Genomic DNA, 25693 nt, shown 5'->3' with positions numbered 1-25693 from the left:
TATTCCTACAAAAAATCATTGCCCTCCTAAATATCCGACGACATACCGCTCTAGATACTGCGCAACCTGTCCGTTGCAGATTTGTAACCGCGTGCGCCTGCAAAGACCGAAAAGCCTGCCAGAGCCTACGGTCACTGCATTACAAGCGTACGAACCGGATCAATACCCTTCCTACTAGTTAATAAACACTGAAACAAGATATTTACGGCCTTACAAAGGCTTTTTGCTATAAATACAAGTTCCAATCAACCACTTTACTAACAACCAAACAAAACGACGCCATCAAATGAGAAAACCAAAACAAAAGAACAAGACCATGTTAAGGATAAAAAACAAGATCAACAACCCAATGACAGTCATCGCAATATTTGCTGGACTCTCCGAGGCCTCGGCCGCTATTTCTCTACCCTTCCTCAATAATGAGGACCGGGCCGTATACGTGTGGTTCTTGATCAGTTTTCCGTTTTACTTGTTATTTCTTTTTTTTATAACGCTTAACTTCAACTACCGCTCCCTCTATTCGCCTTCCGACTTCGGCAAAGACGAGAGCTTTTTAAAAGCAATGGACAGTAATGATCATGACAACAAACGAAATACGTTAACGCAGGAACCAGGCACACTCGATACGTTTGAAATATCAAGCCACATCGTGCCCTGCGAGAGCGCGGCTGCACTGTGCAAGGATTCGTGCAAAATCCATAACGTCCCCGACCCTCCGCCACGCCTCGATACGAATCAAAACCTAACCGTTCAACACAATATTCGCTTACCCGCATCCATCAGCAACCTTCATATTGTTGATGCACGCAATATTGAGGCGTCGAGAGAGTTCGCCACGATTCTGGAAAAAATCCGAAATTCCGATAAAAATACCGACCGGGTCATCGTGTTTCTTTCCAATCATGTGTCAGATGCTTCACTGACTAAAAATGCACTCATGCAGATCAAACATGCAAAGAAAGGTTCGAGCACAACACTTTGCATTGTTTACAACCTGTGCTCACAAGCGGTGACGCTGCTGGGTCGCAATTGAACAGTCTGTCCTCGCCGCACATGCAGCCAGGTATTGGCATCACTCGACAACAAACTGACAACGAATTTAAAAAAAAGGCGGCCTTGTCTCGAAGACAAGGCCGCCCTTTCATTGCGCCTCAGCCTGAAAAATCTCAGAACAGCTTGCGGCCCTTGTTGGCAGCAATGCGCATGCGCAGCGCGTTGAGCTTGATGAAACCCGCCGCGTCGGCCTGGTTGTAAGCACCGCCGTCTTCTTCGAAGGTCGCGATGTTGGAATCGAACAGCGAATCGTCGGACTTGCGGCCAGTGACGATCACGTTGCCTTTGTACAACTTCAGGCGCACAACGCCGTTCACGTTGACCTGCGAAGCGTCGATCATCTGCTGCAGCATAAGACGCTCTGGGCTCCACCAGTAACCGGTGTAGATCAGGCTGGCGTATTTCGGCATCAACTCGTCTTTGAGGTGAGCGACTTCGCGGTCCAGGGTGATCGATTCGATGGCGCGGTGAGCGCGCAGCATGATGGTGCCGCCCGGGGTTTCATAGCAACCACGGGACTTCATGCCGACGTAACGGTTCTCGACGATGTCGAGACGGCCGATACCGTGAGCACCACCGATTTTGTTAAGCGTCGCCAGCACGGTGGCCGGAGTCATTTCGACGCCGTCCAGTGCAACGATGTCGCCGTTGCGGTAGGTCAGTTCCAGGTATTGCGCTTTATCAGGAGCGTTCTCCGGGGAGACGGTCCATTTCCACATGTCTTCTTCGTGCTCGGTCCAGGTATCTTCCAGCACGCCGCCTTCGTAGGAGATGTGCAGCAGGTTGGCGTCCATCGAGTACGGGGACTTCTTCTTGCCGTGACGCTCGATCGGGATCGCGTGCTTCTCGGCGTAGTCCATCAGCTTCTCGCGGGACAGCAGGTCCCACTCACGCCAAGGCGCGATCACTTTTACGCCTGGCTTGAGTGCGTAGGCACCCAGTTCGAAGCGCACCTGGTCGTTGCCCTTGCCGGTGGCGCCATGGGAAATGGCGTCAGCGCCGGTTTCGTTGGCGATTTCGATCAGACGTTTGGCGATCAGCGGACGTGCGATGGAAGTACCCAGCAGGTACTCGCCTTCGTAAACGGTGTTGGCGCGGAACATCGGGAACACGAAATCACGCACGAACTCTTCGCGCAGATCGTCGATGTAGATTTCTTTGACGCCCATGGCCTGAGCCTTGGCGCGGGCCGGCTCGACCTCTTCGCCTTGACCGAGATCAGCGGTGAAGGTCACCACTTCACAGTTATAAGTATCCTGCAGCCACTTGAGGATCACCGAAGTGTCCAGGCCGCCGGAATACGCCAGAACGACCTTGTTTACGTCCGCCATGCCATCACTCCACGGGGTTCTACGGAAAGCCGAGGAGTCTACCGCTCAAACGCGATAATTTACAGAGGCGCGACAGCTTAAGACGACAAAGCGACAGAATCTGTCGACAGCGCGACGATGACCGGCGGGTCAGGAAGTCGCTGCGGTGCTGGCTGGGGTGCTCGCCTGAGGCGCTGGAGCGGTGGTTGGCGCCACGCGTGCAAGCTTCACCGCAACTCGACGGTTCTTCGCCCGGTTGGCCGAATTGGTGTTCGGAACCAATGGGTATTGTTCACCGTGGAAACGTACTGTGATCTGCGATTCGGCGATGCCATTGGCCTTGAAGAAGTCGACCACTGCCAATGCTCGGCGGCGCGACAGTTCACGGTTGGTCAGGCGATTGCCGCTGTTGTCGGAATGGCCATCGAGTTCGATGTGATTGACCGTCGGATCGGCCTTCATGAATTCGAGCATCACTTGCAGCTTGGCCTTGGCGGCGGCATCGAGGTCAACGCCCTCGCCGGGGAAGCCGATCTGCGATTGCTTGATCTGGTCGAAATTCTGCGGCAGCAATTTCGCTACACAGGTCTGATAGTCGTTAAACGCCTTGCTGAATTTCACCGGCAATAAACGCACTTCCGAGACACGGCCATCGCCAGACGCACGACGTACAACCGGGCTGCGTCCGTCCAGCAGGCCGCTGATCAAACCGCCGGCCTGCGACTGCGAACTGCTGAACAGCACGTTGCCACTGCCGAGCCGGACGTTGCCCAGATTGATGTCACCACGCCCCGGCTGCCAAGGTGCAGCGGCCGCAAGCAACGTCGCCGAACCACCGCCAAGCATGGCGTTGTAGGCATTCAGACGGAAGATCGCCTGTTCGCCGGCCTTGCGCACGAACTCACCCGAGCCGAAATCAGTGATCGGTTGGGTCAGACGACATTCGAACTTGTCGCCGGCGACCGTCCACTCAATGTTCTCCAGACGGGTCTGGTACGTGAGCGCCATGGCCGGAAGGCTGGCAAACACACTGAGCAAGGCTAAATAACGCTGGCGCACGGGAGGCTCCATTGGCTTCTGAAACACAAAGACCGATTCACACTATGTTTACGGCATACCTACGGGATATCGGAAGGTTCCCGCAAAACTTGATAGCGAGTGCCTGCAAGAGTCTTTTCCGGTAGCATTCGCCTCAGTTTGACCCGCCTGGAAGCCCCTCATGTCCGACCGCCTGACCCTGCTGCGTCCCGACGACTGGCACATTCATCTTCGCGATGGTGCCGTGTTGACCAATACCGTTGCCGATGTTGCGCGCACTTTTGGTCGCGCCATCATCATGCCCAACCTGGTACCCCCGGTGCGCAACGCCGCTGAAGCCGACGGCTATCGCCAGCGGATTCTCGCTGCCCGCCCGGCCGGCAGTCGCTTTGAGCCGCTGATGGTGCTGTACCTCACCGACCGCACCCAGCCCGAAGAAATTCGTGAAGCCAAGGCCAGTGGTTTTGTCTACGCCGCCAAGCTGTACCCGGCCGGCGCGACCACCAACTCCGATTCCGGCGTGACCAGCATCGACAAGATTCTGCCGGCAATCGAAGCCATGGCAGAAGTCGGCATGCCGCTGTTGATCCACGGTGAAGTCACCCGTGGCGACGTCGATGTGTTCGACCGCGAAAAGATTTTCATCGATGAGCACATGCGTCGTGTGGTCGAGCGCTTCCCGACGCTGAAAGTGGTGTTCGAACACATCACCACCGGCGACGCCGTGCAGTTCGTCAACGAGGCTTCGGCCAACGTTGGCGCGACCATCACCGCGCATCACCTGCTCTACAACCGCAATCACATGCTGGTTGGCGGGATTCGGCCGCACTTCTATTGCCTGCCGATCCTCAAGCGCAATACGCATCAGGAAGCCCTGCTCGACGCCGCCACCAGTGGCAGCGCGAAGTTCTTCCTCGGCACCGATTCGGCGCCGCACGCCCAGCACGCCAAGGAAGCCGCTTGCGGTTGCGCCGGCTGCTACACCGCGTACGCCGCCATCGAGATGTACGCTGAAGCCTTCGAACAGCGTAACGCGCTGGACAAGCTCGAAGCCTTCGCCAGCCTCAACGGCCCGCGTTTCTACGGCCTGCCGGCGAACACCGATCGCATCACCCTGGTTCGTGAAGAATGGACTGCCCCGACCAGCCTGCCGTTTGGCGAGCTGACCGTTATCCCGCTGCGCGCCGGTGAAAAACTGCGCTGGCGCCTGCTGGAGGAACACGCGTGAGTGAAGACCATTTCGACGACGAACTGGACGGTCAAAGTGGTGGTGGCGGTTCCCGTCACCCGATGGCAGCACGCTTTCGCGGCTACCTGCCGGTTGTCGTCGACGTAGAAACCGGCGGCTTCAACTCGGCCACCGATGCGTTGCTGGAGATTGCTGCGACCACCATCGCCATGGATGAAAAGGGCTTTGTTTACCCCGATCACACCTACTTCTTCCGCGTTGAGCCGTTCGAAGGCGCCAACGTTGAAGCAGCAGCGCTGGAGTTCACCGGGATCAAGCTCGATCATCCGCTGCGCATGGCGGTCAGCGAAGAAACCGCGCTGACTGACATTTTCCGTGGTATCCGCAAGGCGCTGAAGGCCAATGGCTGCAAGCGCGCGATTCTGGTTGGTCACAACAGCAGCTTCGACCTTGGCTTCCTCAATGCCGCTGTCGCGCGACTGGACATGAAGCGCAACCCGTTCCACCCGTTCTCCAGCTTCGATACCGCGACGCTGGCCGGTCTGGCATACGGTCAAACCGTACTGGCGAAAGCCTGCCAGGCCGCCGACATCGATTTCGACGGTCGTGAGGCGCACTCGGCGCGTTACGACACCGAGAAGACCGCAGAGCTGTTCTGCGGCATCGTCAACCGCTGGAAACAGATGGGCGGCTGGGAAGATTTCGACGACTGATTGGAGGTCGTCGGGTAAATCCCGCGCATAAAAAAACCGGCCACTTGGGCCGGTTTTTTGTACCTCTACGTTGCGCCTTACAGGGCAGCAGCGTTCTCGGTCAGGTATGCAGCAACGCCTTCTGGCGAAGCGTTCATGCCTTTGTCGCCTTTCTTCCAGTTGGCAGGGCAGACTTCGCCGTGCTCTTCGTGGAATTGCAGAGCGTCGACCAGACGGATCAGCTCTTCCATGTTACGGCCCAGTGGCAGGTCGTTGATGATCTGCGAACGGACAACGCCTTTGTCGTCGATCAGGAACGCGCCACGGAAAGCTACGCCGCCTTCGGATTCAACGTCGTAAGCCTTGGCGATGTCGTGCTTCATGTCGGCAGCCATGGTGTATTTCACCTGGCCGATGCCGCCATTGTTCACTGGAGTGTTGCGCCATGCGTTGTGAGTGAAGTGCGAGTCGATCGACACAGCGATCACTTCAACGTTGCGTGCCTTGAAGTCAGCCATGCGGTTGTCCAGAGCGATCAGCTCGGACGGGCAGACGAAGGTGAAGTCCAGTGGGTAGAAGAACACCAGGCCGTATTTGCCTTTGATGGCCGAGGACAGGGTGAAGCTGTCAACGATCTCGCCATTGCCGAGTACGGCCGGGACGGTGAAGTCAGGGGCTTGTTTGCCTACGAGTACGCTCATTGATATCTCCTGGTGTAAAAACTTGAAGTTCAGGGTCCGCGCCAGCCTGCCACCCTCAGGCGACAGCCCTGTGACACGAACCCCCTTCGCAAGGGCCGACCATCATACACTGCGAATTTGGCCTGTCTTCAACGGTTTTTCAAAGCAGGCGCAGAACGACGCTGCATTTAAGGGGCCAGGCAAATCGCCAGCAAATACCGTTCGTCAGTCATGGCTGTTAATCAGCTGAAGCGTTCCGAAAGCACTTTGACAATCATTCTCGTTAACATTAAGATCCATCGCAATTGAGTCACAACCAGCGACGGTTCTCACTTATGTATGTTTGTCTCTGCACTGGCGTCACCGACGGACAGATCCGCGAAGCGATCTATGAAGGTTGCTGCAGCTATAAAGAAGTTCGCCAAGCCACCGGCGTCGCCAGCCAATGCGGCAAATGTGCCTGCCTTGCCAAGGAAGTCGTTCGCGAAACCCTGACCAAGCTGCAAACCGCCCAGGCCGCGATCCCCTATCCGGTAGAATTTACTGCTGCGTAATAACACCTCATTTCAAAGAACCGGACTTATGTCCGGTTTTTTTATGCCTGTAAATCAACTGCTTAGGCTCCAGACGCGGAACACAAACATTCTTATTCCGATTAATTTTCATATATTATTCAATAACTTAGGTTTGACACTTATAAGTGCGAAGCTCAAACTCTGGCGTATATACAGCTATTACAGGGCAGGACTCCGATCATGAAAGGCGACATTACAGTCATCCAGCATCTCAACAAGATCCTTGCCAATGAGCTGGTCGCGATCAATCAGTACTTCCTGCATGCGCGCATGTACGAAGATTGGGGTCTGAACAAGCTCGGCAAACACGAATACAAAGAATCCATCGACGAGATGAAACATGCGGACAAGCTGATCAAGCGCATCCTGTTCCTCGAAGGCCTGCCAAACGTGCAGGACTTGGGCAAGCTGCACATCGGCGAGCACACCAAGGAAATGCTGGAGTGCGACCTGCGTATCGAGAAGACCGGCCACGCTGACCTGAAGACCGCGATCGCGCATTGCGAAACCGTCGGTGACTTCGGTAGCCGTGAACTGCTCGAAGACATTCTCGAATCCGAAGAAGAACATATCGATTGGCTGGAAACCCAACTGGGCCTGATCGATAAGATCGGTCTTGAGAATTATCTGCAATCGCAGATGGGCGAAGAGTAAGTTAGCGCCCGCTAAACTCGAGACACTAAAAAGCCCCGCCCTCTTTCGAGGCGCGGGGCTTTTTATTGCCCGGATTGCGGTCAATACCGTAATCCCTGTGGGAGCCAGCCTGCTGGCGATAGCGTCATGTCAGCCGACAACGTAGTCAGCGGCAGAAAGCATTCGCGAGCAGGCTCGCTCCCACAAAAGCCGGATCAGGCTTCGGACTTGTTCGCCGCTGCCGCTTCAACAGCCGACTTGATGGTGCTTTGCAGCGAACCGTCTGCAAACATCTCGGTCATGATGTCGCTACCGCCGACCAATTCACCGCCGACCCACAGTTGCGGGAAAGTCGGCCAGTTGGCGTACTTCGGCAGGTTGGCGCGGATTTCCGGGTTCTGCAGGATGTCCACGTACGCAAACTTTTCGCCACACGCCATCACAGCCTGCGCAGCTTTCGCAGAGAAGCCACACTGTGGGGCATTCGGCGAGCCTTTCATGTAAAGCAGAATGGTGTTGTTGGCAATCTGCTCTTTAATCGTTTCGATGATATCCATGGAGCACCTCGGCTGAACTTTCCGACTCATGGGTCGGCACGGTGGCGCATTGTAACGGAATCCCGAGCGCCATGCTCGGTCTCCCCGACAGACTAGATCAAGCCGCCGCCACCGTCACCGGCACACCATTGAGCGCTGCGTTACCGGACAACTCGTCGAGCTGGCATTCATCGGTCAAGTCATTGGCACTTGACCCCGGCTGACCGCTGGCAATCGCCATTTGCACGCCCGGGCGCGCATGGCCCCAACCGTGCGGCAGGCTGACCACGCCTTTCATCATGTCGAGGCTGCCGAGTACTTCGACTTCGATTTGCCCGACCCGCGAACTGACGCGCACCAATTGACCATCGTTGAGACCACGACTGGCAAGGTCATCCGGGTGCATCAACAACTGGTGACGCGGCTTGCCCTTCACCAATCGGTGATAGTTGTGCATCCAGGAGTTGTTGCTGCGCACATGACGGCGGCCAATCATCAACAGCTCATCGGCGGCCGGTGCTTGCAATGCAGCGAAACGCGCGAGGTCAGCAAGGATCTCCGGCGGAGCGGCCTGTACATGCTGATCAGGCGTTTTCAGGCGCGGCGCCAGATTAGCTTTCAACGCCCCCAGATCAATACCGTGCGGATGATCAAACAGTGTCGCCAAAGACAGCTTTTGCTCAGACGCGTCACCGTACATGCCCATGCGCAGGCCCATGTCGATCATCTTCGCCGGTGGCATGGTCGGTTTCAGCTCCTTGCCGGTCTTCTCGGCAAACGCCTTGGCCAGGCCCACGAAGATCTCCCAGTCATGTAAAGCACCCTCAGGCTTGGCGAGGATCGCGCGGTTGAAGCGGGTGACGTTGCGCACCGCGAACAGATTGAAGGTGGTGTCGTAGTGATCGTTTTCCAGCGCCGAGGTCGACGGCAGGATCAGATCGGCGTAGCGCGTGGTTTCATTGATGTAAAGGTCGATGCTGACCATGAACTCCAGGCCGTCCAGCGCTTGCTCCAGTTGCCGCCCATTCGGCGTCGACAGCACCGGATTACCGGCGACGGTGATCAGCGCACGGATCTGGCCCTCGCCTTCGGTGAGCATCTCTTCGGCCAGCGCCGAAACCGGCAACTCGCCGCCGTATTCAGGACGTCCCGAGACACGGCTCTGCCATTTGTTGAAATGCCCGCCCGAGGTCGACGCCACCAGATCTACCGCAGGTTCGGTGCACAGCGCGCCGCCAACCCGGTCGAGGTTGCCGGTGACCAGATTGATCAACTGCACCACCCAATGGCACAACGTGCCAAAGGCCTGGGTCGAGACGCCCATGCGCCCATAACACACCGCACTCGGCGCAGCAGCGAAGTCACGCGCCAGCTGGCGGATCTGCTCGGCAGGCACGGCGCACAACGGACTCATGGTTTCAGCGGTAAACGCGGCGACTGCCGCGCGCACTTCACCCAGACCATCGACCGGCAGATGACTGTCGCGGGTCAGGCCTTCACTGAACAACGTGTTGAGCATGCCAAACAACAGCGCCGCATCGCCACCGGGACGCACGAACAGGTGCTGGTCAGCCATGGCCGCCGTCTCGCTGCGCCGTGGATCGACCACAACGACTTTACCGCCGCGCGCCTGGATTGCCTTTAAACGCTTCTCAACATCCGGCACGGTCATGATGCTGCCGTTGGAGGCCAGCGGATTACCGCCAAGGATCAGCATGAAGTCGGTGTGATCGATGTCCGGAATCGGCAGCAGCAAACCGTGGCCGTACATCAGATAGCTGCTCAGGTGATGTGGCAACTGATCGACCGAGGTCGCCGAAAAGCGATTACGCGTCTTCAGCAACCCAAGGAAATAATTGCTGTGAGTCATCAGCCCGTAGTTGTGCACGCTCGGGTTGCCTTGATAGACCGCCACAGCGTTCTGGCCATGACGCTCCTGAATCGCCGCCAGCCGCTCGGCCACCAGCGCAAAGGCCTCGTCCCACTCGATTGGCAGCCATTCACTGCCAACGCGGCGCATTGGCTGACGCAGGCGGTCCGGATCGTTCTGGATGTCTTGCAGGGCCACGGCTTTGGGACAAATGTGGCCACGGCTGAAGGTGTCGAGGGCATCACCTTTGATCGAGGTGATCGCGACGTGGCCATCGGTTTCGGTGGTTTCGATGGTCAGCCCGCAAATGGCTTCACACAGATGGCAGGCACGGTGATGGAGAGTCTTGGTCATGGCCAGTCTCTGTCTTGTTCTGGGCGGGCAATAACGTCCGCGGGAACAAAACTATGGCCCCGGCGCCGTTCAGGCGCCAGCGACGTTCGTCTTGTGAATCGACGCCTATCAGGTGCGCCGATATACCGCCCCGATCAGTTCGACGGCAGCTGCGGCGGCGCGGCCAGCTGAATTTCCTGGATGGTTTCGATCTGCTCATGGGCGACGTGGACGCCGGTGAGTTCGCCGATCAGGCGCCAGTGCTCGTCGAGGCCGGCGCTGATGGTCGCCATGCGATCAATCATGTGGCGGCCGGCGGTCTTCACCACTTCGTCTTCGCTGCGCAGCAGTTCGAAGGACATTGAGGTGACCGACGCGGTGAGATGGGTCAGGGAGCGAGCCGTGTGGCCCAGCAATTCCATTAACAGTTTTTCTTTCGATTCCATGCGGAGGCTTCCTGCGTCGCTCGAAACTTATTTATAACCCAGCACTTTGCTTTAGCAAATGTTTCAGCCTGAACATCCGACCAAATGATGGCATGGCGCCACGGTGGTAAACCGACCCAAGCGACGCAATCCCCGTCACGCCGCATTGCCAAGCCCTGCGAGGCCGGTGTACAAAGGGACTCGCTGCTGTCCTGAACCCGGCTTCAAATGCGCGACTGCAATATCCAGTGCGCCCTTCGATTTTCGCAAAAACTGTAGCCTATTGGAAAAACGCGACATTTAGTGTCAATATCGCGCCTCCCCCTATTTCGTCGCCCCGTGCGGCTTACGCCGCAGGTCTCGCCCGTTGTTCCGTTAAACAAGGCTTTGAGCATCTGCGGTTTGTAGCAAAAAGGTAGTCAATGATGAGCGCAAGGCACTTTCTCTCCCTGATGGATTGCACGCCCGAAGAGCTGGTCAGCGTGATCCGTCGAGGCGTTGAGCTCAAGGACCTGCGTAACCGCGGCGTACTGTTCGAGCCTCTGAAAAACCGCGTGCTGGGCATGATCTTCGAGAAGTCCTCGACCCGCACGCGGATCTCCTTCGAGGCCGGCATGATCCAGCTCGGTGGCCAGGCGATCTTCCTCTCGCCGCGCGACACCCAGCTGGGCCGTGGCGAACCGATCGGCGACTGCGCCATTGTCATGTCGAGCATGCTCGATGCGGTGATGATCCGTACCTTTGCCCACAGCACCCTGACCGAATTCGCCGCCAACTCGCGCGTGCCAGTGATCAACGGCCTTTCCGATGATCTGCACCCGTGTCAGTTGCTGGCCGACATGCAGACTTTCCTTGAGCATCGTGGCTCGATTCAGGGCAAGACCGTGGCCTGGATCGGCGACGGCAACAACATGTGCAACAGCTATATAGAAGCGGCGATGCAGTTCGATTTCCAATTGCGCGTAGCCTGCCCTGAAGGCTACGAACCAAACCCTGAGTTCGTCGCCAAGGCTGGCGATCGCGTGACCATCGTTCGCGATCCGGCCGATGCCGTGCGCGGCGCGCATCTGGTGAGCACCGATGTCTGGACTTCGATGGGTCAGGAAGAGGAAACTGCCAAGCGCCTCAAGCTGTTCGCGCCGTTCCAGGTCAACCGTGCCCTGCTCGACCTCGCTGCCGAGGACGTGCTGTTCATGCACTGCTTGCCTGCGCACCGTGGCGAAGAAATCAGCCTCGACCTGCTTGATGATCCGCGCTCCGTCGCCTGGGATCAGGCAGAAAACCGTCTCCACGCACAGAAGGCCCTGCTCGAGTTCCTCGTCGAACCGGCATATCACCACGCATGAGCCATGAATTACTGCTGAACCTGCGCAACCTCGCTTGCGGCTATCAAGATCAACGTGTGGTGCAGAACCTCAATCTGCACCTCAACACCGGTGACATCGGCTGCCTGCTCGGCTCGTCCGGCTGCGGCAAGACCACCACCCTGCGCGCCATCGCCGGTTTCGAGCCGGTGCACGAAGGTGAAATCACCCTCGGCGGTGAGACCATTTCCAGCGCCGGCTTCACCCTGGCGCCGGAGAAACGCCGGATCGGCATGGTGTTTCAGGATTACGCGCTGTTCCCGCACCTGAGCGTTGCCGACAATATTGCCTTCGGTATTCGCAAGCATCCGAACAAGGAGCGCGTCACCGAAGAGCTGCTCGAACTGGTCAACCTGAAAAACCTTGGCAAACGCTTTCCGCACGAGTTGTCCGGCGGCCAGCAGCAGCGCGTAGCCCTCGCCCGCGCCTTGGCGCCGGAACCGCAATTGCTGCTGCTCGACGAGCCATTCTCCAACCTCGATGGCGAACTACGCCGCAAGCTCAGCCATGAAGTGCGCGACATTCTCAAGGCCCGTGGCACCAGCGCGATTCTGGTGACCCACGATCAGGAGGAAGCCTTTGCCGTCAGCGATCACGTTGGCGTGTTCAAGGAAGGTCGACTGGAACAGTGGGATACGCCGTATAACCTGTATCACGAGCCGGCAACGCCTTATGTGGCCAGCTTCATTGGTCAGGGTTATTTCATTCGCGGCCAGCTTGGCAGCCCGGAATCGGTGCAGACCGAACTGGGAGAGTTGCGCGGTAATCGGGCTTATACCTGGCCGATTGGCGGCGCCGTGGATGTGTTGCTGCGTCCTGATGACATTGTTTATGCGCCGGACAGTGGGTTGAAAGCACGGATTGTCGGCAAGACCTTCCTGGGCGCTTCGACGCTGTATCGCCTGCAACTGCCGACGGGGGCGCAATTGGAGTCGATTTTCCCGAGCCATGCGGATCACCATGTCGGTGCGCAAGTGGGGATTCGTGTTGCCGCGGAGCATCTGGTTTTGTTCCAGGCCTCTGGCAGCACCGCAGCGCAAATCCCGGTAGTGGAAAACGGCGTGCGCCGCTACAGCACCACCCTCTGATCCGCTCTGGATCAAAACTGTGGGAGCGAGCCTGCTCGCGAATGCAATGTATCAGTCACAGATGATTTGACTGAACGACCGTATTCGCGAGCAGGCTCGCTCCCACAGTGCTTTTGGGCTAGCCCAACAACAATGTACCGCTCGCAACCAGCGTCGCATTGCCGCCGATTTTTACGCGCTCGCCCTCTAGCCGACAGAACAACTCCCCACCCCGCGCCGAACGCTGATACGCGGTCAGGCTCGACTTGCCCAGTCGCTTCGACCAATACGGAATCAAGCTGCAATGCGTCGACCCGGTCACCGGATCCTCATTGATGCCAATCGCCGGCGCGAAATAGCGCGAAACGAAATCGTGCTGATTGCCCCGCGCCGTAACGATCGCGCCCAGCCACGGCAGTTTGGCGAGTGCAACCATGTCCGGCTTGCAATCAAGCACTGCCTGCTCTGACTCCAGCACCACAAACAGTTCGTTAGAGCCGAGCACATCCACCGCCTCAACACCCAGCGCCCGCTCGACGTCCAGCGTCACACCAATCTCTGACGGCACGATCGACGGGAAATCCAGCCACAACCGATCACCTTCGCGAGTGACGCTAAGCGCGCCGGACATGCAAGTGAAGTCGATACGCTCGGCGCTTTCCTTGTAGATTTCGAACAGTACATAAGCGCTGGCTAACGTGGCGTGTCCGCACAACGGTACTTCAGTGGTCGGGGTAAACCAGCGGATATGCCAGGCCTGCCCCTCGCGCACCAGAAACGCGGTTTCCGCCAGATTGTGCTCGGCGGCAATCTTCTGCATCAGCTCATCCGCAAGCCAGGCATCCAGCCGATAGACCATCGCCGGATTGCCACTGAACGGTCGATCACTGAACGCGTCGACCTGATGAAACTCGAGCTGCATAACCTTCTCCCTAAGTCAGTCGGCAGAGCATGCAACCACGAGGCGATCAACGCCAGTGACAGAACCGGCCAATTTTCTGCATACAGTGATAACGACTACGCACGGCCGATATCGGCAAATTTCGCTTGGGTGTGTTCGGCGAGCACGGCAGGTGCCAATTCAACTTCCAGCCCTCGCCGCCCGGCGCTGACATAAATAGTCGCAAAACCCTGAGCCGAGTTATCGATGAAGGTGCGCAGGCGCTTCTTCTGCCCCAACGGACTGATACCACCTAACAGATAACCGGTGGAGCGCTGTGCCGCTGCCGGGTCCGCCATCTCGACTTTTTTCACGCCTGCTGCATGCGCCAGACCTTTGAGGTCGAGGCTTCCGACGACCGGCACCACTGCCACCAGCAACTCGCCCTTTTCGCTGGCCGCCAGCAGGGTTTTGAACACCTGCGCTGGCTCAAGCGCGAGTTTTTCTGCGGCCTCCAGCCCATAGGACGCGGCCTTTGGGTCATGTTCGTAACTGTGCACGCAATGTTCGGCACGAACTTTTTTCAACAAGTCCAACGCAGGGGTCATGGCAGCTCCGGGCTCGGCAGTGATGGAAAAACACTGTGCCGGATTCTAGGTGATCAGCCCCTAAAAGGCTCTATCCCAAGCCACGATTCCCGTGGCTTGCAGACATTCTGCAAACACCATCGCGCGTGGACGACACAGGATCATTCACACAACGAATAGTTTTATTGTGACCGACGGTTCACTTTCGACCTTTGACAGGTTTGTTTCTTGTCTATATTTTTTCGAATCTGAATAATGTAAGAATTATCGACACCGCAGCATTCAGCAGTAAACCGCGAAAGGAATGGGGATTCCTGACCGGGGAAAATCGCGCCCTGCCCTGACGGCATCGCGCCAGACAACAACAAAAAACGAGGTTTTCAATGACAACTGCTTTACAGCAACCAACGCTCTCGAGCCAATGCATGGCCGAGTTTCTGGGTACTGCCCTCCTGATCTTTTTCGGCACCGGTTGTGTCGCCGCGCTCAAAGTCGCGGGCGCCAGCTTTGGCCTGTGGGAAATCAGCATCATCTGGGGCGTCGGCGTGAGCATGGCGATCTACCTCACTGCCGGGGTTTCCGGCGCGCACTTGAACCCGGCCGTGAGCATCGCTCTGGCAATCTTCGCTGACTTCGAAAAGCGCAAACTGCCGTTCTACATTCTTGCGCAGATCGCCGGCGCCTTCTGCGGCGCGCTGCTGGTTTACACGCTGTACAGCAATCTTTTCTTCGATTACGAACAAACTCATCAAATGGTCCGTGGCTCGGCCGCCAGCCTTGAGTTGGCCTCGGTGTTCTCGACCTTCCCCAATCCGGTGCTGTCGACTGCTCAGGCGTTCCTGGTCGAGATGATCATCACCGCGATTCTGATGGGCGTGATCATGTCGCTGACCGACGACAACAACGGCCTGCCGAAAGGCCCGCTGGCACCGCTGCTGATCGGCTTGCTGATCGCGGTGATCGGCAGCTCGATGGGCCCGCTGACCGGTTTTGCGATGAACCCGGCACGCGATTTCGGTCCGAAACTGATGACTTTCTTTACCGGCTGGGGTGAAATTTCCTTCACTGGCGGCCGCGATATTCCGTACTTCCTGATTCCGATTTTTGCACCGATTGTCGGTGCCTGCCTCGGCGCTGCCGGGTATCGCGGGCTCATCGCCCGTCACCTGACCGGCGCCACACCTGCTACAAAGGATGCAGAACCGGCCATTGACGGCAAACCAAGAACTTCTTGAAACAGTCGGCGCGGGTTCCTGCCCTTTAGAGCCTGCGCCACGGCCCACCCTCCCTTATTTCGTCCAAGGCAATCGACATGACCGACATTCAGAATAAGAACTACATCATTGCCCTTGATCAGGGTACGACCAGCTCTCGCGCGATCATTTTCGACCGCGACGCGAACGTGGTCTGCACCGCGCAGCGCGAGTTCGCCCAGCATTACCCACAGGCCGGTTGGGTCGAACACGACCCGATGGAAATCTTCGCCACTCAGAGCGCGGTAATGGTTGAAGCGCTGGCCCAGGCCGGTCTGCATCACGATCAGGTTGCCGCCATCGGTATCACCAACCAGCGCGAAACCACTGTGGTCTGGGACAAGACCACCGGCCGCCCTGTCTACAACGCCATCGTCTGGCAGTGCCGCCGCAGCACCGAGATCTGCCAGCAACTCAAGCGCGATGGCCACGAAGAGTACATCCGCGACAACACCGGTCTGGTTACCGACCCGTACTTCTCCGGCACCAAACTGAAGTGGATCCTCGACAACGTCGAAGGCAGCCGCGAGCGTGCGCGCAACGGCGAACTGCTGTTCGGCACCGTCGATAGCTGGCTGATCTGGAAATTCACCGGCGGCAAGGTGCACGTCACCGATTACACCAACGCCTCGCGCACCATGCTCTTCAACATCCACTCGCTGGAGTGGGATTCGAAGATGCTCGAGATCCTCGACATCCCGCGCGAAATGCTCCCGGAAGTTAAAGCTTCTTCGGAAATCTACGGTCGCACCAAGAGCGGCATTGCTATCGGCGGTATCGCCGGCGACCAGCAAGCGGCGCTGTTCGGGCAGATGTGCGTCGAGCCGGGCCAGGCGAAAAACACCTACGGCACTGGCTGCTTCCTGCTGATGAACACCGGTGACAAAGCGGTGAAATCCCAGCACGGCATGCTCACCACCATCGCTTGCGGCCCGCGTGGCGAAGTCGCTTACGCGCTGGAAGGCGCGGTGTTCAACGGCGGCTCTACCGTGCAGTGGCTGCGCGATGAACTGAAGATCATCAACGACGCCCACGACACCGAATACTTCGCCAATAAAGTGAAGGACAGCAACGGCGTGTACCTGGTACCGGCGTTCACCGGTCTCGGCGCTCCCTACTGGGACCCGTATGCCCGTGGCGCGCTGTTCGGTCTGACGCGTGGTGTGCGTGTGGATCACATCATCCGCGCCGCGCTGGAGTCGATCGCCTACCAGACCCGCGACGTCCTCGACGCCATGCAACAGGACTCCGGCGAACGCCTCAAGGCTCTGCGTGTGGACGGTGGCGCGGTGGCGAACAACTTCCTCATGCAGTTCCAGGCCGACATCCTTGGTACCCAAGTCGAGCGCCCGCAAATGCGCGAGACCACGGCACTCGGCGCGGCGTATCTGGCCGGTCTGGCGTGCGGTTTCTGGGGCAGCCTGGACGAACTGCGCGGTAAAGCGGTGATCGAGCGCGAGTTCGAGCCGAGCCTGGACGAAACCGAGAAAGAGAAGCTGTACAAAGGCTGGAAAAAAGCCGTCAGCCGCACCCGTGACTGGGCGCGTGAAGACGCTGAATAAGCCAACCTTAGGACTGGCTGAAGCGGTCCAAACAGCGTGAAAGCGTAGCGAGCGAAGGCAAGCCAAGGCAAAAACAGGCGAGGACGCGGAGTTTACGGGCTTGTAAATGAGCAGTCCGAGCCTGTTTTTAACGCAGGATGGCTTGCGTAACGCCGTAGGCGCCCAGCACGAAGTAGCTTTCACGTTGTTTGGAAACTGGTCGGGAGCGGATTCCTGCGTCATCATGGGCAAATTTTGCACGGCAGCCCAAAGGAAGCCCCATGAATCTGCCTCCCCGTCAGCAGCAAATCCTCGAGCTGGTCCGCGAACGCGGCTATGTGAGCATCGAGGAAATGGCCACGCTGTTCGTTGTAACCCCGCAAACCATCCGCCGCGACATCAATCAGCTCGCGGAAGCCAATCTGCTGCGTCGCTACCATGGCGGTGCTGCCTACGATTCCAGCGTCGAAAACACTGCCTATGCGATGCGCGCCGACCAGATGCGCGATGAAAAACAACGCATCGGTGAAGCCATCGCCGCACAGATCCCCGATCACGCCTCGCTGTTCATCAACATCGGCACGACCACCGAATCGATCGCCCGCGCCCTGCTCAATCACAATCACCTGAAAATCATCACCAACAACCTGCACGTGGCGTCGATGCTCAGTGCCAAGGATGATTTTGATGTGCTGCTGACTGGCGGCAATGTCCGTCGTGATGGCGGTGTAGTGGGTCAGGCGAGTGTGGATTTCATCAATCAGTTCAAGGTGGACTTTGCCTTGGTCGGGATCAGCGGGATTGATGAAGACGGCAGTTTGCTGGATTTTGATTATCAGGAAGTTCGGGTTTCCCAGGCGATTATTGCCAATGCGCGGCAGGTGATTCTGGCGGCGGACTCGAGCAAGTTCGGGCGCAACGCGATGATTCGGTTGGGGCCGATCAGTCTGATTGATTGCCTGGTCACGGATCAGCAGCCGGTGCCGGCGCTGGCGCAGTTGTTGAGTCAGCACAAGATTCGCCTGGAAGTCGTTTAACTACCTTTCTCTTCATTGTCTGTACTGACGCCTTCGCGAGCAGGCTCGCTCCCACAGAGATACGAGCCAATCACAAGATTTGTGAGTCTTCCACCCACTGTGGGAGCTAGCCTGCTCGCGAAAGAAATTGATCAAACAAAACGTCTTCTGCGCCCTTGCGCGCATTTAGTGTTCGAAAATTTTCTTTTAATCGCCCTTCGATGAGTTTTTTCAATCGAACGTGACTGGCTGCGCGCGTGTTTATGGGCTACCATTTTCGCAAATGAACATTCATGTTCGATTTCCAATATAGAAAATCAAAAGAACCCGAGGCCAGCCGATGTCCACCTCTACCTTGCGTACGCCCCCACTCTCCGAGATCTACGACATCGCCGTTATCGGCGGCGGGATCAATGGCGTGGGGATCGCAGCGGATGCCGCCGGTCGCGGGCTTTCGGTGTTCCTTTGCGAAAAAGACGACCTCGCCAGCCACACCTCGTCGGCCAGCAGCAAGCTGATCCACGGTGGCCTGCGCTACCTCGAACATTACGAATTCCGTTTGGTACGTGAAGCGCTGGCTGAGCGCGAAGTGTTGTTGGCCAAGGCGCCTCATATCGTTAAACCGATGCGCTTCGTGCTGCCGCACCGTCCGCACCTGCGCCCGGCGTGGATGATCCGCGCGGGCCTGTTCCTCTACGACAACCTCGGCAAGCGCGAAAAACTGCCAGGTTCGAAAAGCCTGAAATTCGGCGCCGACAGCGCGCTGAAAAGCGAAATCAAGAAAGGCTTCGAATACTCCGACTGCTGGGTCGACGACGCCCGCCTCGTGGTTCTGAACGCCATGGCCGCCCGTGAAAAAGGCGCCCACGTGCACACCCAGACTCGCTGCGTCAGCGCCCGCCGTGCCAAGGGCCTGTGGCATCTGAATCTGGAGCGTGCCGACGGCAGCCTGTTTTCGATCACTGCCAAAGCGCTGGTGAACGCCGCCGGCCCGTGGGTTGCCAAGTTCATCCGTGACGACCTGAAGATGGAATCGCCGTACGGCATCCGCCTGATTCAGGGCAGCCACATCATCGTGCCGAAGCTGTATGAAGGCGATCACGCGCACATTCTGCAAAACGAAGATCAGCGCATCGTTTTCACCATTCCGTACCTGAACAACCACTTCACCCTGATCGGCACCACCGACCGTGAATACACTGGCGATCCGGCAAAAGTGGCGATTACCGATGCCGAAACCGATTACCTGCTGAAAGTGGTCAACGCGCACTTCAAGCAGCAGATCAGCCGCGACGATATCCAGCACAGCTATTCCGGTGTGCGTCCGCTGTGCAACGACGAATCCGACAACCCGTCGGCTGTCACCCGCGATTACACCCTGGCCTTGTCGGCCGGCGGCGAAGAAGCGCCGCTGCTGTCAGTGTTTGGCGGCAAGCTGACCACCTACCGCAAACTCGCTGAATCGGCGATGGCGCAGTTGCTGCCGTTCTTCACCCAGATGCGACCAAGCTGGACCGCCACCGCCACCCTGCCAGGTGGCGAAGACATGACCACCCCGCAGGCCTTGTGCGCGCAGATTCGCGACAAGTTCGACTTCGTGCCGACCGAGATCGCTCGTCGCTGGTCCACTACTTACGGCAGCCGCACCTGGCGCATGCTTGAAGGCGTGGAAACCCTGGCCGACATGGGCGAACACCTCGGCGGCGGGCTCTACACCCGTGAAGTCGATTACCTGTGCAGCGAAGAGTGGGCCACGACTGCCCACGACATTCTGTGGCGCCGTAGCAAACTCGGTTTGTTCACGACGCCGGCTGAGCAGGAAAAACTGGCGGCGTATCTGGGCAAGGTTGAACAGAACCGCAAGATCGAAGCGGCCTGATTTTCGGATCGTCGCTTGAACGAAAGCCCCTGAATTGTGAGATCCAGGGGCTTTTTGTTGTGCCAATGAAATCCAGCCCAGCCCTCTCCCCCCAAGGGGGGCGAGGGGGAAAGGGAGCAGATCGGGGGGCGTTCAAATACCGCGCAGGGAAAGGGAGAGCCGATCCGGGGCTGTTCAAATTCTGAGGTCGACTCGATATTTCAGGTCGGCGGAACTCGCAAGGACAACCCGATCAGTCCCCTCTCCCACTGGGAGAGGGCTAGGGTGAGGGGCTTTGGGGCCGGGATCACTGCGCCAAATGCAACAACAGAAAATCAATGAACGCCCGCGACTTGTGCGGCAAATGCGGGGTGTTGGGAAATACCACATTGATTGACTGCGAAGGCAGCGAATACTCCGGCAACAAGCGCAGCAGACGTCCGGCGGCAATGTCATCTGCTACCACCCACGCCGGCAAGACCGAGACACCGAGCGACGACAACGTCATCGAGCGAATCGCCGTCGACGAGTTCGACTCGAAGTGGCTGGTACCGCCAACCTCGACGCCCTGCCCTGACCCATGACGCAATGTCCACTGGGTCGGCGCCTGCAAATTGCTGTTGGCAATCCACGGCACGTTGTTCAGATCCTGCGGTTCACCCACAGGGTGTCGGGCGAGAAATTGCTCGGTGGCGACCAGCACGATTTCATAATCGGCCAACTTGCGGCTCTTGAATGCCGAATCCGCCAAGTTGCCCAGACGAATCACCAGATCAAGCTTTTCCGCCACCAGATCATTCAATGAAGAGTTGAAGTTGTAGCACAGGCGAATTTCCGGATAACGCTCGGAGAACAGTGGGATCAACGGCAGAATATACTTTTCACCGTATTCACTGGTTGAACTAATCCGCAACTTTCCGGATACCCGATTATTACCTTTCAGAACATTATCAAACGCATTGTCGATGTCCGCGACAATACCCTTGAACTCCTCATAAAACTCCTGACCTATTTCGGTCAGCGATATATTGCGGGTATTACGGATCAACAGCGTCGCCGACAAAACTTCTTCCAGTGCCTTGACATGCAGGCTGGCCATGGCTTTGCTGATGCTCAGATAATTCGCGGCTTTGGTGTAAGAACCAAAATCCACCACCGCGAGGAACGTCTGAACCCGATTAAGATGAGAATGCATGGCGCTATGGCTCACTGTTAAATCCTGTCAAACATTGTTTTAAGCATAGTCGTATCGACACTTCAAGTCCATCGCCCCTATGCTGCGCGGCAAAGGGGATACAACATGAACTATCGCTACAAGATTGCGCTGATCTTTTTGATCGGCTTTTTTATTGACTGTATAAACATATTCATGTCGGCTGTGGCTTTGCCGAGTATATCGGCAACTTTACAGGTCAGTACTTCATCGGTGGCGTGGGTCGCCAATGCTTATATTCTTGGCCTGACCCTGATTATTCCGGTCAGCACCTGGCTGGCCGGGCGTTTTGGCAGTCGCGAGATTCTCACCGCTTCGATGCTGGTGTTCACCGGCTCTGTGTGGATGTGCGGCATGGCCGACAGTTTCCACGAACTGGTGATCTGGCGGTTCATTCAGGGCGTCGGTGGCGGGCTGCTGATTCCGGTCGGTCAGGCGCTGACCTTCAATCTGTTTCAGGGCGAGCAACGGGCGAAAATATCCACACTGGTGATGGCCGTCGCGCTGATTGCCCCGGCGATTTCACCGACGGTCGGCGGCATCATCGTCGACAGCAGCTCCTGGCGTTGGGTGTTCTACAGCAACATTCCGTTCTCGCTGATCGCCGCCGGGCTGTCGTGGTTGTGGATCAAGGAAAGCAAACCAGCGGACCTGCCACGTCCGGACATCAAAGGCCTGCTGTTGGTCAGTGCCGCACTCGCCAGCCTGCTGATGGGCATGTCGCTGTACGGCGGAGACTACCCGGCGCTGGCCGCGTTGAGCTGTGTCGCGGCGGGCTTGCTGTTCATCGCGCTGTACCTGCGGCACTACCGCCGCTGCAGCAACGCGATCATCGAACTGAGCCTGCTCAAAAGCAAGAAACTCAGCACCTCGATCCTCATCTATTACGCGATTCCCGGCGTGTTCACCGGGGTCAACCTGATGAGCATTTTCTTCCTGCAGAACACCCTGCACTTCAGTGCCCGGCTGACCGGGATGTTCATGATCCTCTACGCCATCGGCGCGTTCATTGCGATGACGATTTGCGGCCGGGTCTACAACCGCGTCGGCGCGAAACGCCTGTTCACCCTCGGCATGCTGCTGCACAGCGCCGGCATCGCCACGCTGATGCTGGTCAACGCGCCGACGGACCTGTGGGTAATCGTCATCGCTTACAGCCTGATGGGCATCGGCGGCGGCATCGGCGCCAACACCGCGCAAACCACCTCGTTGATGGATTTCGCCGGCGGTGATACGCACAAGGCCAGCGTGATCTGGAACATCAATCGGCAGATGTCGTTCAGCCTCGGTGCCGCGTTGTTTCTGATGATTTTCAATGTGCTGCTCAAGCAGTTCGACACCACACAGGCCTACCACGCGACGTTCGCGATTGCGGCACTGGTCGGGCTGTTCCCGCTGTTTCAGATGAGTCAATTGAACCCTCCAAAGGAATGCCATGAACAACAACCTGGTTGAACGAGCGCAACACAGTATTCACCACGTGCACGAACTGATTCACCGCGTCTTCACCGATGCCGACGGTGCTGGCGCAGAAGCCATCGCGCCGCTGATGGCGGTGTTCGCCGAACACTTCAGCATGGTCACCACGTCGGCCGCCGTGATCGGTCGGGCACAAGTCGAGCAACTGTTCAGCGGCGCCGTCGGTGCCCGTAAAGGTCTGGAGATTCTGATCAGCGACCTGCACACGGTCTGGCACGAAGGCTCGACCGTGGCCCTGCGCTACAAGGAAAGCCATCGCTTGAACCAGATAGAAACGTCGCGCATCTCGGTCGCGATCCTTCGCGTCCAGCACCATGACGTCCAATGGTTGTACCTGCACGAAACGCCGATCAGTCAGGAACAGCCTGCATGAAATTCACCGTCACTCAATGCCGGATGCTCTCGGCGTCGATCAAGGAAGTTACCGTCAGTGGTCCGGCCACCCTGGCGGACATGACCCATGCCGGTGCGCACTTCAAATGGCTGATTCCGGGGCTGGACGAGTGCCGTCATTATTCGACAGTTCATGTGGATGAGGTGGCCGAAGGTTGCTTCACCTTCGCCATCCGCCTCTCGCCGGACTCCGCCAGCAGCCAGTACATCCGCACCTTGGCGGTCAATGACAGCGTGGAACTTGAAGGTCCGCTAAACACCTTCAACTACCCGCTCAATGCTGACAGCGGGCGTGACATCGCGATTGCCGGCGGCATCGGCATCACGCCGCTGACCGGCATCCTGCGCCACTTGGACGCATTGAACCGCCCTGCGCACCTGCACTACTTCGCCAAAAGCGCCGACGACGCAGTCTATGCCCGACACCTGCAAGAACAGCTGCAAGAACGTCTGCAACTGCACCTCTCCGGCAGTCGCCCGGCGATCAGCGAGGTGCTTGCCGACCTGAGCGCCGATGACCGTCTGTATGTCTGCGGCCCGGCGGCGATGCTCAGCGCCGTGCTCAGCCACGCCGAAAGCGTTGGCCTGGCGCGGGAGCAGATCCATCTGGAAGTGTTCAACGTTGCCCGCGATGACGCCGCGCAAGGCTTTGTCATCGAGGCAGCCGACTCTGGCGTCAGCGTTACCGTCAGCGCTGAGCAATCGCTGCTCGAAGCCCTCGAAGCGGCCGGACTCGACCCCCTCTACGACTGCCGTCGCGGTGAATGCGGCGTCTGTGCGCTGGACGTACTCGAAGGTGAAGTCGACCACCGTGATTTCATCATGAGCGAACAAGAAGCTGCCTGTAGCGCACGGATCTATCCCTGCGTCTCCCGCGCCAAAAGCCCGCGCCTGAAACTGGCAATCTGAGAGAGGACACCCCGTTGGACAACTATTTCAATGGCAGAGAAGTGCATAAATCTCTGTTCCTTGATCAGGCGCTTTTCGAACAGGAACAGCAGCGCGTATTCGCCGCGAGCTGGTGCTACCTGGGTCATGACAGCCTGATCCCCGAGACCGGCGACTACTTCACCACCACCCTCGCCCAACAGCCGCTGGCGATGGTGCGGCAGAAGAACGGCGCCATCGTCGTGCTGCATAACCGTTGCCCGCACAAAGGCGTGAAAGTCCTCGCCGAAGCGCGCGGCAATGTCGGCCGCTTCATGCGCTGCCCGTATCACGCGTGGACGTTCAAGACTGACGGCGAACTGCTGAGCATTCCGCTGAAAAAGGAATACGACGACTGCGACCTCAGCAGTTGTTCTGCGCACAAAGGCATGCGCCCGGTGAACGCGGTGCACAACTATCGCGGCTTCGTCTTTGTCCGTCTGACGGAACAAGGCATCGGCTTCGAGGAGTTTTTCGGCGAGTCGCTGTCGACGCTGGACAACATGGTCATGCGCTCGCCGCAAGGCCAGTTGAAAGTGATCGGCCAGCCATTGCTGCACCGCCATCGTTGCAACTGGAAAATGGTCGTCGACAACCAGACCGACACCTGCCACCCGATGATCGCCCACGAATCGTCGGCCGGCGAAGCCATACGCCTGTGGCAGGAAACCGGTGATCACGGCAAGCCACCGATGGCGGTCGAACTGTTCTCGCCGTTCATGGCCTCCTACGAGTTTTTCGCCGGCATGGGCATTCGCGTCTGGGCCAACGGCCACGGGCACACCGGGGTCAGTAATTCGATCCACAAGGCGTACACCGACATCCCCGGCTACTGGGAACAGATGGTCGAAAGCTACGGTGAAGAGCAGGCCCGAGCAATCCTCGACGACACCCGCCACAACACCGTGTATTTCCCCAACCTGATGGTCAAGGGACCGATCCAGACCTTGCGCGTGATCAAACCGGTCAGCGCCCGCGAAACCATCGTCGAGTCGTGGATCTTCGAACTGCAAGGCGCGCCCGTGCAGTTGCTGGAAAGAACCGTGCAGTACAACAACCTGATCAACTCGCCGTGCTCGATGGTCGCCCACGACGACGTGGAAATGTACGAGCGGGCCATGGAAGGCCTGGGCAGCGACGCCAACGAATGGGTCAACGTCGCCCGCCTGTTCAGCCCGAACGAATCCTATGCGCAGACCCAAGTGGTGTCCGGCACCAGCGAAATGGCCATGCGTAATTTCTATAACAGTTGGCAGCACTTGATGCGGGACGACCATGCAACACGATCAATCTAATCACCACGCCATCGAGCAACTGATCGAGACCGAACTGCACTTGCTCGACCAGCAGGATTTCGACGCCTGGCAACAACTGCTCAGCGATGACTACCACTACTGGATTCCCATGACCCGTGAGCAGGTCAGCCCGTTGCACGAATCGTCGCTGGTGTATGAAGACCGTTTTCTGACCACGCTGCGGATCAACCGGCTGGCCAACGCGCGCAACTTTTCCCAGCAACCGAAGAGTCGCAGCCTGCATATCGCCCAGCGCCCGCGGATCACCCTCGACGCAGCCTCATTCAGCGCTTTCGCCAGCTCCAACATGCTCTATTGCGAAGCCCGCGGCGACAACGAATGGCACTACCCGGTGACCGTCGAACATCAACTGATCAACATCGATGGCACGTGGAAGATTCACGGCAAGAAGATCCTCTTGCTCAACCCAGCACGCGCCCTTGAAAGCCTGCAGCTCATTATCTGATCGATCGAGAATTCCCCCCT

General features: G+C 57.9%; 25 protein-coding genes. 16 read left to right on the top strand and 9 right to left on the bottom strand.

What is annotated here, in order from left to right; genetic code table 11:
- Nucleotides 1-316: 316 nt before the first annotated feature.
- Complete coding sequence (locus ACOYXJ_RS15595; RefSeq protein WP_460372959.1) at nt 317-1033, top strand: hypothetical protein; 717 nt, start codon at nt 317-319, stop codon at nt 1031-1033.
- 133 nt (nt 1034-1166) lie between these two features.
- Here ACOYXJ_RS15595 and ACOYXJ_RS15590 read toward each other — a convergent pair whose 3' ends face one another.
- Both ACOYXJ_RS15590 and ACOYXJ_RS15585 read right to left on the bottom strand, forming a co-directional pair.
- Nucleotides 1167-2384 (bottom strand): argininosuccinate synthase, encoded by a 1218-nt coding sequence (locus ACOYXJ_RS15590; RefSeq protein WP_007916658.1) that lies wholly within the window; start codon nt 2382-2384, stop codon nt 1167-1169.
- 129 nt (nt 2385-2513) lie between these two features.
- Entirely contained in the window at nt 2514-3422 is a 909-nt protein-coding gene (locus ACOYXJ_RS15585) for a flagellar protein MotY (protein ID WP_460370307.1), read from the bottom strand.
- A 160-nt stretch (nt 3423-3582) separates the two neighbouring features.
- Between ACOYXJ_RS15585 and pyrC the strand changes: the two genes are divergently transcribed.
- Together pyrC and rnt are read left to right on the top strand one after the other, a co-directional pair.
- Nucleotides 3583-4629, top strand: coding sequence for a dihydroorotase (gene pyrC, locus ACOYXJ_RS15580; protein ID WP_007916661.1), 1047 nt, complete (start codon nt 3583-3585; stop codon nt 4627-4629).
- Complete coding sequence (rnt, locus tag ACOYXJ_RS15575) at nt 4626-5303, top strand: ribonuclease T (protein WP_016986654.1); 678 nt, start codon at nt 4626-4628, stop codon at nt 5301-5303. The genes pyrC and rnt overlap by 4 nt, the downstream gene beginning before the upstream one ends.
- A gap of 77 nt (nt 5304-5380) precedes the next feature.
- Here the strand turns inward: rnt and ACOYXJ_RS15570 are convergent, their stop codons facing one another.
- On the bottom strand, nt 5381-5983 hold the full coding sequence (locus tag ACOYXJ_RS15570) for a peroxiredoxin (RefSeq protein ID WP_003227723.1): 603 nt from the start codon (nt 5981-5983) through the stop codon (nt 5381-5383).
- Between the two features lie 314 nt (nt 5984-6297).
- Between ACOYXJ_RS15570 and ACOYXJ_RS15565 the strand changes: the two genes are divergently transcribed.
- Together ACOYXJ_RS15565 and bfr are read left to right on the top strand one after the other, a co-directional pair.
- A complete protein-coding gene (locus tag ACOYXJ_RS15565) occupies nt 6298-6516 on the top strand; it encodes a bacterioferritin-associated ferredoxin (RefSeq protein WP_003227725.1) in 219 nt (72 codons plus the stop codon).
- 201 nt (nt 6517-6717) lie between these two features.
- Nucleotides 6718-7191, top strand: a complete 474-nt coding sequence (bfr, locus tag ACOYXJ_RS15560) for a bacterioferritin (RefSeq protein ID WP_095123255.1) — start codon at nt 6718-6720, stop codon at nt 7189-7191.
- Nucleotides 7192-7385: 194 nt separating this feature from the next.
- Here the strand turns inward: bfr and grxD are convergent, their stop codons facing one another.
- The 3 genes from grxD to ACOYXJ_RS15545 form a co-directional block, all read right to left on the bottom strand.
- Nucleotides 7386-7727, bottom strand: a complete 342-nt coding sequence (gene grxD, locus ACOYXJ_RS15555; protein WP_150794597.1) for a Grx4 family monothiol glutaredoxin — start codon at nt 7725-7727, stop codon at nt 7386-7388.
- Between the two features lie 97 nt (nt 7728-7824).
- A complete protein-coding gene (locus tag ACOYXJ_RS15550; RefSeq protein WP_460370303.1) occupies nt 7825-9930 on the bottom strand; it encodes a molybdopterin oxidoreductase family protein in 2106 nt (701 codons plus the stop codon).
- Nucleotides 9931-10064: 134 nt separating this feature from the next.
- The gene (locus ACOYXJ_RS15545; RefSeq protein WP_027612069.1) at nt 10065-10355 is read right to left on the bottom strand and encodes a hypothetical protein; all 291 of its coding nucleotides are present in this window, start codon (nt 10353-10355) and stop codon (nt 10065-10067) included.
- A 404-nt stretch (nt 10356-10759) separates the two neighbouring features.
- On the opposite strand from ACOYXJ_RS15545, the gene argF reads away from it, so the two are divergent.
- Together argF and ACOYXJ_RS15535 are read left to right on the top strand one after the other, a co-directional pair.
- Nucleotides 10760-11680, top strand: coding sequence for an ornithine carbamoyltransferase (argF, locus tag ACOYXJ_RS15540; protein ID WP_038369078.1), 921 nt, complete (start codon nt 10760-10762; stop codon nt 11678-11680).
- The gene (locus ACOYXJ_RS15535; protein ID WP_460370301.1) at nt 11677-12786 is read left to right on the top strand and encodes an ABC transporter ATP-binding protein; all 1110 of its coding nucleotides are present in this window, start codon (nt 11677-11679) and stop codon (nt 12784-12786) included. Before argF ends, ACOYXJ_RS15535 begins: the two co-directional genes overlap by 4 nt.
- Before the next feature lie 118 nt (nt 12787-12904).
- Here ACOYXJ_RS15535 and ACOYXJ_RS15530 read toward each other — a convergent pair whose 3' ends face one another.
- Together ACOYXJ_RS15530 and ybaK are read right to left on the bottom strand one after the other, a co-directional pair.
- Nucleotides 12905-13687, bottom strand: coding sequence for a PhzF family phenazine biosynthesis protein (locus ACOYXJ_RS15530; RefSeq protein WP_150794600.1), 783 nt, complete (start codon nt 13685-13687; stop codon nt 12905-12907).
- A gap of 95 nt (nt 13688-13782) precedes the next feature.
- Complete coding sequence (ybaK, locus tag ACOYXJ_RS15525) at nt 13783-14253, bottom strand: Cys-tRNA(Pro) deacylase (RefSeq protein ID WP_460370298.1); 471 nt, start codon at nt 14251-14253, stop codon at nt 13783-13785.
- Between the two features lie 362 nt (nt 14254-14615).
- Between ybaK and ACOYXJ_RS15520 the strand changes: the two genes are divergently transcribed.
- From ACOYXJ_RS15520 to glpD, 4 genes are all read left to right on the top strand, one after another.
- A complete protein-coding gene (locus ACOYXJ_RS15520; protein WP_095123248.1) occupies nt 14616-15467 on the top strand; it encodes an MIP/aquaporin family protein in 852 nt (283 codons plus the stop codon).
- Nucleotides 15468-15544: 77 nt separating this feature from the next.
- Nucleotides 15545-17047: a glycerol kinase GlpK gene (gene glpK, locus ACOYXJ_RS15515; protein ID WP_110718865.1), complete on the top strand. Its 1503-nt coding sequence runs from the start codon at nt 15545-15547 to the stop codon at nt 17045-17047.
- Nucleotides 17048-17307: 260 nt separating this feature from the next.
- Nucleotides 17308-18063: a DeoR/GlpR family transcriptional regulator gene (locus ACOYXJ_RS15510; RefSeq protein WP_007916700.1), complete on the top strand. Its 756-nt coding sequence runs from the start codon at nt 17308-17310 to the stop codon at nt 18061-18063.
- Between the two features lie 319 nt (nt 18064-18382).
- A complete protein-coding gene (gene glpD, locus ACOYXJ_RS15505; RefSeq protein ID WP_102901022.1) occupies nt 18383-19921 on the top strand; it encodes a glycerol-3-phosphate dehydrogenase in 1539 nt (512 codons plus the stop codon).
- 286 nt (nt 19922-20207) lie between these two features.
- Here glpD and ACOYXJ_RS15500 read toward each other — a convergent pair whose 3' ends face one another.
- A complete protein-coding gene (locus tag ACOYXJ_RS15500) occupies nt 20208-21095 on the bottom strand; it encodes a LysR family transcriptional regulator (protein WP_460370294.1) in 888 nt (295 codons plus the stop codon).
- A 105-nt stretch (nt 21096-21200) separates the two neighbouring features.
- Here ACOYXJ_RS15500 and ACOYXJ_RS15495 point away from each other — a divergent pair, with 105 nt between their 5' ends.
- Genes ACOYXJ_RS15495 through ACOYXJ_RS15475 form a run of 5 tightly spaced genes read left to right on the top strand, consistent with a single transcriptional unit; the run spans nt 21201 to nt 25673 of the window.
- The gene (locus tag ACOYXJ_RS15495) at nt 21201-22568 is read left to right on the top strand and encodes an MFS transporter (RefSeq protein ID WP_460370292.1); all 1368 of its coding nucleotides are present in this window, start codon (nt 21201-21203) and stop codon (nt 22566-22568) included.
- Nucleotides 22549-22965 (top strand): DUF4440 domain-containing protein, encoded by a 417-nt coding sequence (locus tag ACOYXJ_RS15490; protein WP_102901018.1) that lies wholly within the window; start codon nt 22549-22551, stop codon nt 22963-22965. The genes ACOYXJ_RS15495 and ACOYXJ_RS15490 overlap by 20 nt, the downstream gene beginning before the upstream one ends.
- Entirely contained in the window at nt 22962-23894 is a 933-nt protein-coding gene (locus ACOYXJ_RS15485; protein ID WP_460370290.1) for a flavin reductase family protein, read from the top strand. The genes ACOYXJ_RS15490 and ACOYXJ_RS15485 overlap by 4 nt, the downstream gene beginning before the upstream one ends.
- Nucleotides 23895-23908: 14 nt before the next feature.
- Complete coding sequence (locus tag ACOYXJ_RS15480; RefSeq protein ID WP_460370287.1) at nt 23909-25207, top strand: Rieske 2Fe-2S domain-containing protein; 1299 nt, start codon at nt 23909-23911, stop codon at nt 25205-25207.
- Nucleotides 25188-25673, top strand: coding sequence for an aromatic-ring-hydroxylating dioxygenase subunit beta (locus ACOYXJ_RS15475; protein WP_095122369.1), 486 nt, complete (start codon nt 25188-25190; stop codon nt 25671-25673). Before ACOYXJ_RS15480 ends, ACOYXJ_RS15475 begins: the two co-directional genes overlap by 20 nt.
- Nucleotides 25674-25693 lie beyond the last annotated feature (20 nt).

The sequence above is a fragment of the Pseudomonas sp. Tul2A7 genome (assembly GCF_054790505.1).
Note: the sequence above shows the minus strand (reverse complement) of the source record. Positions and strands in the feature narration are given on the sequence as shown.

Bases quoted from the DNA above. Each gene is read 5' to 3' on its own strand.
- ACOYXJ_RS15595 (WP_460372959.1), top strand. From the start codon at position 317: ATGTTAAGGATAAAAAACAAGATCAACAACCCAATGACAGTCATCGCA.
- ACOYXJ_RS15590 (WP_007916658.1), bottom strand. From the start codon at position 2,384: ATGGCGGACGTAAACAAGGTCGTTCTGGCGTATTCCGGCGGCCTGGAC.
- pyrC (WP_007916661.1), top strand. From the start codon at position 3,583: ATGTCCGACCGCCTGACCCTGCTGCGTCCCGACGACTGGCACATTCAT.
- ACOYXJ_RS15570 (WP_003227723.1), bottom strand. From the start codon at position 5,983: ATGAGCGTACTCGTAGGCAAACAAGCCCCTGACTTCACCGTCCCGGCC.
- ACOYXJ_RS15565 (WP_003227725.1), top strand. From the start codon at position 6,298: ATGTATGTTTGTCTCTGCACTGGCGTCACCGACGGACAGATCCGCGAA.
- bfr (WP_095123255.1), top strand. From the start codon at position 6,718: ATGAAAGGCGACATTACAGTCATCCAGCATCTCAACAAGATCCTTGCC.
- grxD (WP_150794597.1), bottom strand. From the start codon at position 7,727: ATGGATATCATCGAAACGATTAAAGAGCAGATTGCCAACAACACCATT.
- ACOYXJ_RS15550 (WP_460370303.1), bottom strand. From the start codon at position 9,930: ATGACCAAGACTCTCCATCACCGTGCCTGCCATCTGTGTGAAGCCATT.
- ACOYXJ_RS15545 (WP_027612069.1), bottom strand. From the start codon at position 10,355: ATGGAATCGAAAGAAAAACTGTTAATGGAATTGCTGGGCCACACGGCT.
- argF (WP_038369078.1), top strand. From the start codon at position 10,760: ATGAGCGCAAGGCACTTTCTCTCCCTGATGGATTGCACGCCCGAAGAG.
- ACOYXJ_RS15535 (WP_460370301.1), top strand. From the start codon at position 11,677: ATGAGCCATGAATTACTGCTGAACCTGCGCAACCTCGCTTGCGGCTAT.
- ACOYXJ_RS15530 (WP_150794600.1), bottom strand. From the start codon at position 13,687: ATGCAGCTCGAGTTTCATCAGGTCGACGCGTTCAGTGATCGACCGTTC.
- ybaK (WP_460370298.1), bottom strand. From the start codon at position 14,253: ATGACCCCTGCGTTGGACTTGTTGAAAAAAGTTCGTGCCGAACATTGC.
- ACOYXJ_RS15520 (WP_095123248.1), top strand. From the start codon at position 14,616: ATGACAACTGCTTTACAGCAACCAACGCTCTCGAGCCAATGCATGGCC.
- glpK (WP_110718865.1), top strand. From the start codon at position 15,545: ATGACCGACATTCAGAATAAGAACTACATCATTGCCCTTGATCAGGGT.
- ACOYXJ_RS15510 (WP_007916700.1), top strand. From the start codon at position 17,308: ATGAATCTGCCTCCCCGTCAGCAGCAAATCCTCGAGCTGGTCCGCGAA.
- glpD (WP_102901022.1), top strand. From the start codon at position 18,383: ATGTCCACCTCTACCTTGCGTACGCCCCCACTCTCCGAGATCTACGAC.
- ACOYXJ_RS15500 (WP_460370294.1), bottom strand. From the start codon at position 21,095: ATGCATTCTCATCTTAATCGGGTTCAGACGTTCCTCGCGGTGGTGGAT.
- ACOYXJ_RS15495 (WP_460370292.1), top strand. From the start codon at position 21,201: ATGAACTATCGCTACAAGATTGCGCTGATCTTTTTGATCGGCTTTTTT.
- ACOYXJ_RS15490 (WP_102901018.1), top strand. From the start codon at position 22,549: ATGAACAACAACCTGGTTGAACGAGCGCAACACAGTATTCACCACGTG.
- ACOYXJ_RS15485 (WP_460370290.1), top strand. From the start codon at position 22,962: ATGAAATTCACCGTCACTCAATGCCGGATGCTCTCGGCGTCGATCAAG.
- ACOYXJ_RS15475 (WP_095122369.1), top strand. From the start codon at position 25,188: ATGCAACACGATCAATCTAATCACCACGCCATCGAGCAACTGATCGAG.